Raw genomic sequence first — 11,379 nt, forward strand, 5'->3', positions numbered from 1 at the left:
CGGCGCATAACTCCGCAGAATGATCCACGTACAATACCACGGTTCAGGCACCGCTCTACGTGCTACCCGCGCCGATAATAAGGAGACACAATGCGCTTAACCATCAAGGCTCGCCTCGTTGCCATGATCAGTCTGATGTTGTTGCTGATGTTGTTTATTGGCGCGCTAGGATTTGGCGGCATGGCATCGTCCAGCCGTGCCGTCGACACGCTCTATCAGGATAGCCTGCGCTCGACGCAGCGGATTACGTCGCTGAACGATTATGCCAAGGATATGGTGATGGAGCTGGCGCTGGCCGGGCAGCACGACCCGGTGCTGGCGGTCAGTCAGTTGCATGACCATACGGTGCAAATGCACATGGATAACATCATTTTTGACCTGTCAGCGCTGGATAAGGCCTGGCAGGCACTGACCGACAGCGGGCTGGATGCCAAAACGGAAACGATTGCCGAGCAGTTCCGCAAGGACTACCGGACGCTGCTTTCCGCTATCGCACCGACGATGCCGATGTACTCGGCCGGGCAGTATGAAAAAGCCAACGAAGCAGCCTTTACCCAGGCGCTGCCGGCCTATCGCAAGATGAGCACCACGCTTGAAGCGCTGATTGCGCTGGAAGAAGAACAGGCACTGAGCGCCTATCAACACGCCGAAAGCCGGGTGGCGTTCATGCGCAACCTGATGATCGCCGCGCTACTGATCGCCGCGGTGCTGGGTGTGGTGCTGGGCACCCTGCTGGTGCGCCGTATCCTGCAGCCGCTGGCGCGGGTAAAAAGCCACTTTGATGCCATGGCCGAAGGCGACTTGACCGGCACCATTGTGAGTCAATCCCGTGATGAAATCGGCGACATGATGCGCGGGCTTGATGCCATGCAGCGCAAGCTGAACGAGCTGATCGGCAGTATTCAATCGTCCGCGGACGCGATTTCGACGGCGTCCGGGCAAATTTCCACGGGCAACATCGACCTGTCCCAGCGTACCGAGCAGCAGGCCTCCAGCCTGCAGGAAACCGCCGCCAGCATGGAACAGGTCGCGGCCACGGTGAAAAACAACACGCGCCACACCGGCGAAGCCAACCGGCTGGCGCATACGGCCAGCGATTCGGCCAGCCACGGCGGTGATAAAGTTGGCGAGGCCGTGGGTAAAATGCACGAATTGACGGAAAGCTCGCAAAAAATCAGCGGAATTGTGTCGCTGATCGACGGGATTGCCTTTCAAACCAATATTCTGGCGTTGAACGCCTCGGTAGAGGCCGCGCGCGCCGGCGAGCAGGGGCGCGGCTTTGCCGTGGTCGCGCAGGAAGTGCGCAGCCTGGCCCAGCGCTCGGCCGATGCCGCCAAGGAAATCCAGCAGCTGATCGTGGAAAACGGCGACGTGGTCAAGCAGGGCAGCACGCTGGTGGAAGCGGTGGGCGAGTCCATGGAGCAGATTGTGGGCAACATCGGCAAGGTGTCAGAGCTGATGGAAGAGGTCAGTCAGGCGTCCGACGAGCAGACCTCCGCGATCGATCAGATGAGCACGGCCATCAACCAGATGGACGATGTGACCCAGCAAAACGCCGCGCTGGTCGAGCAAACGGCTAACGCTTCAGCCTCAATGGAGGCACAGGCGAGCGAGCTTGCCGGGGCGGTGGCCTTTTTCAAGCTTGATCACAGCATGTTGAACCAGAGCACTTTGAGCCAAGGCTCGTTTAGCCAGAGCGCTCGGCGTCCGGCGCTGGCGCAGTCTCAGGCACCTGCCGCCAGGGTGTCGGGTACGTCGCCGGCAGCACCTGTGCGGCGCGAGGCAGTCATGGCCGACGATAATGATGACTGGGAAACGTTCTAGGCGTTACGACGCGTGAGTCTCTCAGCGCCGCTGCCAGGGCCAGCGGCGCTTTTTTGTGGGCAGCGCAAGGCAGGCCGCGGCGGCGTTGAGCGGCAGCAGTATGGCGGCCAGCTGGCGGTAGCAGATCGTGCTGCTGAGCACGCCCGGGCACTGTTTCAACAGCAGCTCGCAGCGCGTGGCGGCCAGCCACAGCTGTTCGGCGGCATCGCGGGAGAGCAGCTGAGCCTGCTCATGGCAGCGATAAAGCTCGCGTGACAACATGCTGAGCAGGCTGGTATCCAGCCAGCACGGCAGCGGGTCGTCAAGGCGCCCGGCAATGGAGTGCTGAACCGCTTCAAAAGAGGTGCGTAAAAAAATAAGCGTTTGGCGCAGTTGGCGACTTTCACTGTTCATACCGGAACGCCCTTATAGACTGATTCTCATTTGCTTTTGGGTAAAGATAGCGTTATCTTGCCGCCCTGTCAACGCCCTATCAAATATGGCCCGCCTGTTTAGTCGGTGCGGCAAAACGGCCAGACCTGATAAAACCGGCGGCACTGAAACTCGGCCCGGCAGGCATTCAGCTGGGCCTGATAGCGCCCCGCCCGGCTGGCCACCCGAGACGCGGCGCGGCGCACCTGTGGCTTTCGGCGGTAGCTGCCGCGCTTATACCCACCGGCGCCTTCATGATAGGCCAGATACAGGTGCTCGGGATTGTGCAGTGAAATACCCGTTTGTGCCCGGGTACGGGCGTTATACCAGCCGATAAAATCGGTGGCGTAGCGCATATGCGTGCGGCGTGAAAAAAAGCTGCCGGTATCATCGCGATATTCGCCCCACACCGGGTCCTGCGCCTGAGCGTAGCCTTTGGCTGACGACGGCCGCGGGCCGGGAATAAACCCCAGAATGCGCGTGCGCGGTGGACGAACATGGCTTTTAAACGACGACTCCTGCTGAATAAACGCCATCTGTGTGGCAATCGGCGTGCCCCATTTGTCGGCGGAATCCCTGGCATAGTCGTACCACCCCGGCTGCTGGCGAAAAATCTCGCACAGGTTGCTCTGGCGTTCAGGCGGCGCCGGCGCAAACGCCGCGCAGCCGGAAAGCAGCAGCATTAAAAGCAGCGCTGCACCGGCGCGTAGCCAACAATAGCGGTAATCCTGTTGCATGATGTTATCTCCCTCGTGTGGTCAGGAGCGATTGACGTTGCGCCTGTCTTGCAGAAGCGCCCCATGGCTGACATAACTTTGATATATATCAGAAAACGTCATCCCGCCTTATTCATCAGGACGCCGAACGAGCGTTTTACGTCCCGTGGTGACCGGGACCGACCGGCTTTTATGTCATACGGTCGCTGAGTAGCCGATTAGCACATAGCTTTATCGTATCAATGCCGTGATATTTATAACTGAAGTTCATTGGTTTCGAGTGACGGCGCAGCCGTGGTCGTCGGCCTCCATAGTGGCCGTTTTGTCTGCTGGAAAAGGCTGAGTAATGCGACGTGTCAGGTCAATGCCGTCAGCCGCGGCAACCCCTTCAGTAAGGATGGCCACCATTTGTCGGCGGCATCGCCGAGGTGCACGGTGATACGCCGGGCGTGCACTGTCAGCGTGGCGGCCACCTTGAGCACCTGCTCGCGCATCCGCTTCAGGCTCCAGCCCTGCCGGGTCTGTCGTTCCAACAGGCAACGCAGCCCGTGTAGCACCTGATAAGCGCAGAGAGTCAGCAGCAGGTTTACCTCGTTGCGGGCCATGACGTCCTGGACGGTGGAGACACCGCGATCAGTCGAGGAGAGATGCATATCGAGCGACGACTTCACCTCGCCCATGTGGGCTTCGGCGCTGCCGCGCTTGCGATAAAGCGCCAGGACCTTTTCCGGCGGCCAGTCGAACTTGCCGAGATTGGTGACCAAAAAGAAGGCATGCAGCAGCAGATCATCGGGCCGCTCTTGTACCACCAGCACCACGCGCCGCGGCGCCGGCCAGGTACCGGCTTGGTACGCCAGGTCATGGCACCATTCCCGAGGTTGCTCGGGGGGCCGGCCGCGTGGCCGCTTCAGATGTGGCGCTGCCAGTGTCTGCAGGCCCGTATGACTGCGCAACCGGCCCAGATACTCGATGTCGCGATCTTCCAGCGCCTCAAGCGTGTCGTTGTCGGTGAAGCCGGCGTCGATGCGCACCTTGACCTTGGCCCCGGTGCTCTCGTTGAGTCGCCGCACCAGATGTGGGATCCAGGTATCGGCATTCTCGGCTGGGCCGGCGTTACCTTCACGCAGCAGGCCGCCCACCATGTCGCCGGTCTCTGCCAGCGAGGCCACCAAAGGCGAGTAGATTCTGGCCCCGTAAAGTCCATGAAACGCCGAACCGCCCTGGTGGCCGTGAACGTCGATCGGCAAGCCGTCGATGTCCAGCGTCAGATGCTCGGGGCGTTCGCCGCCGTTCAGCGAGGTCAGTCGCCAGACCGCCAGCCGCAGCAGGCCCTCATGCACGGTATCGATATTGTCGTCGCGGCCCAGGCACGTCAGCAGCCGCGACAGCGTCGCTTGAGATGGCCGGTCCTGAGCCAACGGCGTTGTCCCGCGGGCATCACTGCAGGCTAGCTGCCAGAGCGGGTCACGGCGAAGCGTATCGGTATCGCTGAGGTCGATCCAGCCCATCGAACGCTGCAGCACCAGGGTACGCAGCTGGCTGGCTAACGAGTGGCGGACGCGATCCGGGTCGCGGTGATCGACCAGATGGTCGTCCAGCGCATCGATCATGCCGCTGTTGTCGAGGGCTTCACGCAACAGCAAAGCACCGCTGTCGCTGGTGGTGCGATGGCCGCTGAGCTCGACGCGGATGGACCCGTTGCATGACGGGGTCCAGGGGGATAAGCTTTCACCCATGGCGAGTGGTCCTCTTGAATTGTGTTCGTTCAGGAACATCTTGATTCTACAAGAGAAACTGCTCGCCATCTTCTTTTCTGTCTCAGCCCGGTGAATTAGGCGGGGTCATGATTTATCCGCCAGGCCAGCGGAATATGACACACTCGAGCCAGCAAATCGTCAGCCACAGCCCAAGCGATAACCACAAAAACGAAAGGCGTCCTTTTCCATGACCGATGTCTCCTGCATCGCCGACACTACCTCCGAGCGTACCAGCCGGCGGTTACGCCTGACGGCCATTACCCTTTATGGGCTGGCGCTTATCGTGATGCTGGCCGTATTTGCCTGGTTGCTGGCTGATCAGTATCGCCGGGAATTGCAGGCCGCGGATGAGCATAACTCGACGCGTGCCGATCTTGTCGCGCAGTGGGTCAGCACGACGTTCACTCTGAGTGATCAGGCGCTGGTGGGCGTGGGCCAGCTGCTGGAACCACCGCTGGATGCTGCGCTTGCGGCGCCTTACCGGCTGGAAGATGCGCTAAAGGCGCGCCGCGACAAGCTGCCGCTGGTGGACGAACTGGCGGTGCTGGACACCCGAGGGCGCGTCAAAGCCAGCTCCAGCAGCTATCACCCGCCGGGCTTTGATTTAAGTCGAATGACGTACTTTCAGGCGTTCACCGCGTCGCCGGCACTTGAGCAGCACATAAGCCCGCTTTACTGGTCGGCCTTTACCCGCGATTACTATATCGCCTATACCCGCCGGCTACGCAACGCCAACGGCGATTTTGCCGGTCTGGTCACGGCGCGGCTGGCGCCCCGGGTGTTTGACGACAGCCTGGCGCAGCTGTCGATGCGCCCCGGAGAAACCATCGCGCTGGTCGATGAAGACCAGCAGCTGCTGGCCCGCCGGCCGGGCGTTGACGATGCAGACGCGCTGCAGACACTGTCCGACAGCGACCGCCTGGACGCTTTTTTTGCTGGCGCAGCACTGACGGCCTCTATGCGGCTGACGTCGCCGCTGGATGGCGTCGAACGCCTTTACTGGCTGCAAAAATTGCCCGGCCTGCCCTATACCGTGATCGTGGGCGACCGGATGGACACGGTGCTGGACGGCTGGCCGCAGCGGCTGTGGGCGCTTTTATTGATCGCTGCGGCAGGGGCGCTGCTGGGCGCCTGGGGGCTGCGCCACTACCTTAACCGGCTACGCCTCTCGCAGCAGCTGGTGGACCGCATCGATGAGCGTGAAACGGCGCGCTCCCAAGCGCAAATGCGTGAAGCGCGTCTGGAGGCGCTGGTGCGCTCGATTCAGGACATGATCTTTGTCTTCGACGAGAACGGCTGCTTCATCTACCTGCACGCGGTGAACAAACAGTGGCTGCTGCGCGACAAGGAGGCCGTGCTGGGCTGCCACTACGTGGACGTGTTGCCACCCCGCGTAAGCCATCAATTTGCGGAAGTGTTTGAACGCGTCAAACGCGAGGGCAGCGCCGAAGAGTTTTGCTATACGCTGTGGCTCGACCAGCACCAGCGCTTCTTTCACGCCATAGTGAGCCCGCTTGCCGCGCGTGACGGCCACTTCAGCGGCGTATTGGCCGCGGTCCGCGACGTGACCCAGTCCAGAATCAACGAGGCGGAGCTGCGCATTGCCGCCACGGCGTTTCACACCCATCTGGGCATGATGATTACGGACGCCAGAGGCTGCATCCTCAAGGTGAATGCCACGTTTTCACGCATCACCGGCTATACAGAGGATGAAGTGCTGGGGCAAAACCCACGGATGTTAAGCTCCGGCCGCCACGATGCGGCCTTTTACAAGACGCTCTGGGGCAGCGTGGCCCGCACCGGTTCCTGGGAAGGCGAGATCTGGAACCGGCGCAAATGTGGCGAGGTGTATCCCGAATGGCTGACGCTAAGCGCGGTGCGTGGTGACAGCGGCGAGCTGACCCACTACGTGGCGACACTAAGTGATATTACCGAGCGCAAGGCCGCCGAACGTGAAATACAGCAGCTGGCGTTTTATGACCCGCTGACGGGGCTGGCCAATCGGCGTTTGTTTCTGGATCGCGTCGGCGACGCGCTGAAAACCTATCGGCGTAGCGCGTCCCACGGTGCGCTGCTGTTTATTGACCTGGATAATTTCAAGCAGGTCAACGACACCCTGGGCCACTACGCCGGCGACCAGCTACTGCAGCGCATGGCCAGCGAGCTAAGCCGCGAGCTGCGCGATACTGATACGCTGGCGCGGCTGGGCGGCGACGAGTTCGCGGTGCTGGTTCACCAGTTGGACGACAACCTTGAACGCGCCGCCGAGCAGGCCGAGCAGGTCGCTCACAAGCTGCTGGCGGCCATCAGCCGCCCGATGGTGCTTGAAAGCGGGCCGGTGATGATAACCGGCAGCATCGGTATTGCCCTGCTCAGCAGCGCTGAAGAAAGCGTGGATGCCTGCCTGCAACAGGCCGATATGGCGCTGTTTCAGGCCAAGGCGGACGGACGCAATACGCTGGCTTTTTTCGACCCGCGAATGCAGGCCGAGCTGGTAGCTCGGGCGTGTCTGGAGACGGACTTGTACCGCGCGCTGCCCAACGGTGAGTGGCGGCTGTTTTATCAGCCCCAGGTGGATGGCAACGGCGCGCTGACCGGCGTTGAAGCTCTGCTGCGCTGGGCGCACGCCGAACGTGGCATGGTCTCGCCGGGCGAGTTTATTCCGCTGCTGGAAAGCACGCGGATGATCAACGACGTGGGCGCCTGGGTGCTGGAAACCGCCTGCGAGCAGCTGGTGGCATGGCAGGACAACCCACACACCGCCGCCTGGGACATCGCCGTCAACATTAGTCCCGTGCAGTTTTATGCAGACGACTTCGTGCCCCGGGTGAAAGCTATTTTGGCGCGTACCGGCGCGCCGATTGCGCGACTCAAGCTTGAGGTGACAGAAACCCTATTTGTCGGTGCTAAGGACGATGCTCGGCACAAGATGCAGCACCTGAAGCATCTGGGTATCCGCTTTTCGCTGGATGATTTTGGCACCGGTTATTCGTCGCTGGCGTATTTGGCCTATCTGCCGCTTGACCAGCTGAAAATCGACCAAAGTTTTGTGCGCGAGCTGCCTGAAAGCGCCGCCAACGGCGCGATTGTGGAAAGTACCATTGCGCTGGCGCAAAGCCTGGGGCTTGCGGTGATTGCCGAAGGCGTGGAAACCGACGCCCAGCGCCAATGGCTAGCGGCGCGTCACTGTCGCGCCTTTCAAGGCTACCTGTTTGGCCGCCCGCTGCCGGTGGCCGAGCTTGAGGCTCAGTGGGTCAAGGCAGTGGATTAACCCCCCGTCATGTTCATGAAGCGTACCACCTGAACATCGCCGTCGGTGGTGAAGTGGTGGCGTTCGGGTTTGAGCGGCATGGCGTTGATGATGGCGTCTTTCAGCGCATCCATGTCGCCGGGGTAGCGGCGCAGCACGGCGCGCAGGTCGACCGAGTGCTCGTTGCCCAGACACAGCAGCAGCCGCCCCTCGACCGTGACGCGCACGCGGTTGCAGGTGGAGCAGAAGTTATGGCTGTGCGGCGAAATAAAGCCCACGCGTGAATCGCTGTCGGCCATGCGGAAATAGCGCGACGGCCCCGGCGTGGCCTCGGTGGTGGGGATCAGTGGGTAGCGCGCCTCGATGCGCTCCTGCACCTCATCGCTTGAGCAGTAGGTTTCCGCCCGGGAGTGGTCGGACACATCGCCCAGCGGCATTTCCTCGATAAAGCTGATGTCCAGCCCTTCGTCGCGGGCAAACTCCACCAGATCCACCACTTCGTCTTCGTTGCGGCCCTTGAGCACCACCGCGTTGAGCTTGATGCGCTTGAACCCTGCCGCCTTGGCGGCGCGAATGCCGGCGATCACTTTGGTCAGGTCGCCGGTGCGGGTGAGGCGTTTGAAGCGCTCGGGGTCGAGCGAATCCAGGCTGATGTTAAGCCGGCTCATGCCACCGTCATACAGCGCCTGGGCGTGTTTGGGCAGGCTCGCGCCGTTGGTGGTCATGGTGAAGTCGTCGAGCCCCGGCAGCGCGCCGATCTCGTCCACCAGCTGGGTAATGCCGCCGCGCACCAGTGGCTCGCCGCCGGTCAGGCGGATTTTCTCCACGCCCATTTGAGTAAACGCGCGGGCGATCATGCCCATTTCTTCCAGCGTCAGCACCTGCGCCCGGGGTAAAAACGTCATCTCTTCGCTCATGCAGTACACGCAGCGAAAATCGCAGCGGTCGGTCACCGACATGCGCACGTAGTTGACCCGCCGGCCGAAGCTATCGATGAGTTGTTGTTGTGTCATGCCTCTCTCCTCAGCGGCTGAATGATGACCGTCTCGCCCGGCTGCACTGCGGTGCAGGTATCGGGCAGCTCAATCAGGCAGTTGGCGTTGACCATCGAAGTTAAAATACCTGAGCCCTGGGCGCCGGTACTGCGTACGCGCAGCTGCCCCCGGGCATCGCTTGTGTAAACGCCGCGGATAAAATCGCAGCGGTGGGCGCGGCTGGCAAGCGCCTCGTCGGCGATGGCGCAAAGCCTGTGCGGGGCATCGCCGGGCTGGCCTTCCAGCCGCGCCAGCAGCGGCGCGACAAACTGGAGGAATGCCACCATGGCGGCAACCGGATTACCCGGCAGCCCCACAAACGGCGTGCGCGACTCGCCCAGCGCGCCTGCGGCCAGCGGGCGGCCGGGGCGCATGGCCACGCGCCAGAACACCAGCTGGCCAAGTTCGGCCAGCGCCTCGCGCGTGTAATCGGCCTGCCCCACAGAGACGCCGCCGCTGGTCAGCACCAGATCGGCGCTGGTGGCGGCGCCCTCCAACGCGTGGCGCAGGGTGGCGGGGCAGTCGGGCAGAATGCCCAGATCGACCACCTCGGCGCCGTGTTCGCGCAACAGCCCGCTCAGGGTAAAACGGTTGGCATCAAAAATGCCCGCAGCGGGCAGCGCCTCACCCGGCGCGGTGACCTCGGTACCGGTGGAAAACACCGCCACTCGCGGGCGGCGGTACACCGCCACGTCGGCAATACCCAGCGAGGCCACAAAGCCCAGCCGTGCTGCGTCAAGCCGGTCGCCGGCGGCCAGCGCCATGCTGCCCTGGGTAATATCTTCGCCGGCCTGGCGCACGTTCTGCCCACTTGCCACGCGCTCGGGCGAGTGAACAATGACGTGGTCGGCGTGGGTTTCCAGCTGCTCGCCCATGATTACGGTGTCGGCGCCGTTGGGCAGCGGCGCGCCGGTGGTAATGGTAACGCACTGGCCGGGCGCCAGCGTACCGCTAAACGGCTGGCCGGCCAGCGCTTGCCCCGCGAGCGGCCAGCGGGTTTGGTCTGCCTGCCAGGCCAGCGCAATGCCGTCCATTGCCGCGTTGGTATTCTGTGGCACGTTGATCGGGGCGCTGAGGCTCTCGGCCAGCCGCCGGCCGTGGGCGTCCTGCAGCGCCACGCGCTCGTGGCAAAGCGGCGCTTCAATCAGCGTCAGCAACGTTTGCCGCGCCTCGGTGACGCTCAGCGTTTGGTCGTCCAGCTCAAAGCAGGACAGCGGCGTCGTTGATGAAGTCGTTGTAGCGATGGTCATGAGGCCTCCCTGGCCAGCGTCGCTTCAAGGCGTGCCTTGTCGTCCGGCGTGTTGACGTTGGTAAACCCGCTGGCGCAGTCGGCCATGTCCACCGTGCAGATGCGCTGGCCGGCATAAAAGCCGCCCACCGAGCGCTCACCGGCGGCAAGGGCCTGGCCCAGCGCATCGGCAAGATGGGTGCGCATCAACGCCACCACCGGGTGGGCGCGCTGGCCGTCGTGGGCCACGGCGATGTCGGCATTGTGGAGGCCGGCGATCATGCGCGTCGCCAGATCATGCGGCAGCGTCGGCGTATCGCAGGGGGCGACCAGCAGCCACGGCGTGCGCGCCGCGCACAGCCCGCGATACAGCCCCATCAGTGGGCCATGAAAATCGCTCTCGGCATCTTCCACCACGCGGTCGGCGTAGTGCTGATACGCCCCGATATGGCGGTTGGCGCTGATCAAAAGCTCGGCTACCTGGTCGGCAAAGCGTTCGCTTACGTGAGCCACCAGCGGCCGGCCGGCGAACGGCTCCAGCCCTTTATCACGCCCGCCCATGCGCCGCCCTTCGCCACCGGCAAGAATCAGCCCTGTCAGGTCGTGCGGCGTTATCATGGAGCCTCCTGGTACCTGAGTAAAAACGTCGAGTATGGTGATGATGGCGCCGGGGCTCCCCGTTTGTCCAGCCAATTTGTTGACCGATTGGTCAATATGCGCTGAGATGGCAACATGGCGGGAAGCGCTGGCCGCCGGCGCGCATTTTGTTAAGCTGGCAGTCGCACCCCGTTAACCGTTGTTCACGCCGCTGGTAAAGCGGCCCGGTAAAGAGATGACCCCCATGCAATCGCTGGATCACGCTACCCGTACCGAGCTTGAAGCCGCCGCGTTCAGGCGTCTGCTGCGCCATCTTGACGCACACAAGGAAGTCCAGAACATCGAGCTGATGAACCTGGCGGATTTCTGCCGCAACTGCCTGGCCAAGTGGCTGGTGGCCGAGGCCGAAGAACGCGGCGACGCGCTGGACTACGATGCCGCCCGTGAGTACGTCTACGGCATGCCCTACAGCGAGTGGAAGGCCCATTATCAGCAGAAGGCCACGCCCGAACAGCTGGCCGCCTTCGAGGCGCGTCAGGCGCAACAGCAGGGCTAATTCAAC

Annotated in this window: 9 protein-coding genes; 3 read left to right on the plus strand and 6 right to left on the minus strand. The window is 62.6% G+C overall.

The genetic code is table 11. From position 1 onward, the window contains the following. Positions 1-90 precede the first annotated feature (90 nt). Positions 91-1,824 (plus strand): methyl-accepting chemotaxis protein, encoded by a 1,734-nt coding sequence (locus tag B5495_RS10575; RefSeq protein WP_079553585.1) that lies wholly within the window; start codon positions 91-93, stop codon positions 1,822-1,824. A 21-nt stretch (positions 1,825-1,845) separates the two neighbouring features. Here B5495_RS10575 and B5495_RS10580 read toward each other — a convergent pair whose 3' ends face one another. From B5495_RS10580 to B5495_RS10590, 3 genes are all read right to left on the minus strand, one after another. Next, entirely contained in the window at positions 1,846-2,217 is a 372-nt protein-coding gene (locus B5495_RS10580; RefSeq protein ID WP_079553587.1) for a hypothetical protein, read from the minus strand. A 98-nt stretch (positions 2,218-2,315) separates the two neighbouring features. Then, positions 2,316-2,972, minus strand: a complete 657-nt coding sequence (locus B5495_RS10585) for a transglycosylase SLT domain-containing protein (RefSeq protein WP_079553588.1) — start codon at positions 2,970-2,972, stop codon at positions 2,316-2,318. Between the two features lie 335 nt (positions 2,973-3,307). Further along, positions 3,308-4,726 carry an IS1380 family transposase gene (locus B5495_RS10590; protein ID WP_079550256.1) on the minus strand — a complete coding sequence of 473 codons (1,419 nt, stop codon included), beginning with the start codon at positions 4,724-4,726 and terminating at the stop codon, positions 3,308-3,310. 169 nt (positions 4,727-4,895) lie between these two features. Between B5495_RS10590 and B5495_RS10595 the strand changes: the two genes are divergently transcribed. Beyond that, entirely contained in the window at positions 4,896-7,979 is a 3,084-nt protein-coding gene (locus B5495_RS10595; RefSeq protein WP_079553590.1) for a bifunctional diguanylate cyclase/phosphodiesterase, read from the plus strand. Here the strand turns inward: B5495_RS10595 and moaA are convergent. From moaA to mobA, 3 genes are read right to left on the minus strand one after another with little or no spacing between them, the layout of a single operon-like run. Next, on the minus strand, positions 7,976-8,971 hold the full coding sequence (gene moaA / locus B5495_RS10600; protein ID WP_079553591.1) for a GTP 3',8-cyclase MoaA: 996 nt from the start codon (positions 8,969-8,971) through the stop codon (positions 7,976-7,978). The genes B5495_RS10595 and moaA overlap by 4 nt on opposite strands. After that, positions 8,968-10,242 (minus strand): molybdopterin molybdotransferase MoeA, encoded by a 1,275-nt coding sequence (gene moeA / locus B5495_RS10605; protein ID WP_079553593.1) that lies wholly within the window; start codon positions 10,240-10,242, stop codon positions 8,968-8,970. The genes moaA and moeA overlap by 4 nt, the downstream gene beginning before the upstream one ends. Continuing rightward, positions 10,239-10,838, minus strand: coding sequence for a molybdenum cofactor guanylyltransferase MobA (gene mobA, locus B5495_RS10610; RefSeq protein ID WP_079553595.1), 600 nt, complete (start codon positions 10,836-10,838; stop codon positions 10,239-10,241). The genes moeA and mobA overlap by 4 nt, the downstream gene beginning before the upstream one ends. A 223-nt stretch (positions 10,839-11,061) precedes the next feature. Here mobA and B5495_RS10615 point away from each other — a divergent pair, with 223 nt between their 5' ends. Then, positions 11,062-11,373 (plus strand): DUF1244 domain-containing protein, encoded by a 312-nt coding sequence (locus B5495_RS10615; RefSeq protein WP_079553596.1) that lies wholly within the window; start codon positions 11,062-11,064, stop codon positions 11,371-11,373. Positions 11,374-11,379: the final 6 nt, after the last annotated feature.

The sequence above is a fragment of the Vreelandella subglaciescola genome (assembly GCF_900142895.1).
In the GTDB taxonomy this organism is placed as follows: Bacteria; Pseudomonadota; Gammaproteobacteria; order Pseudomonadales; family Halomonadaceae; genus Vreelandella; species Vreelandella subglaciescola.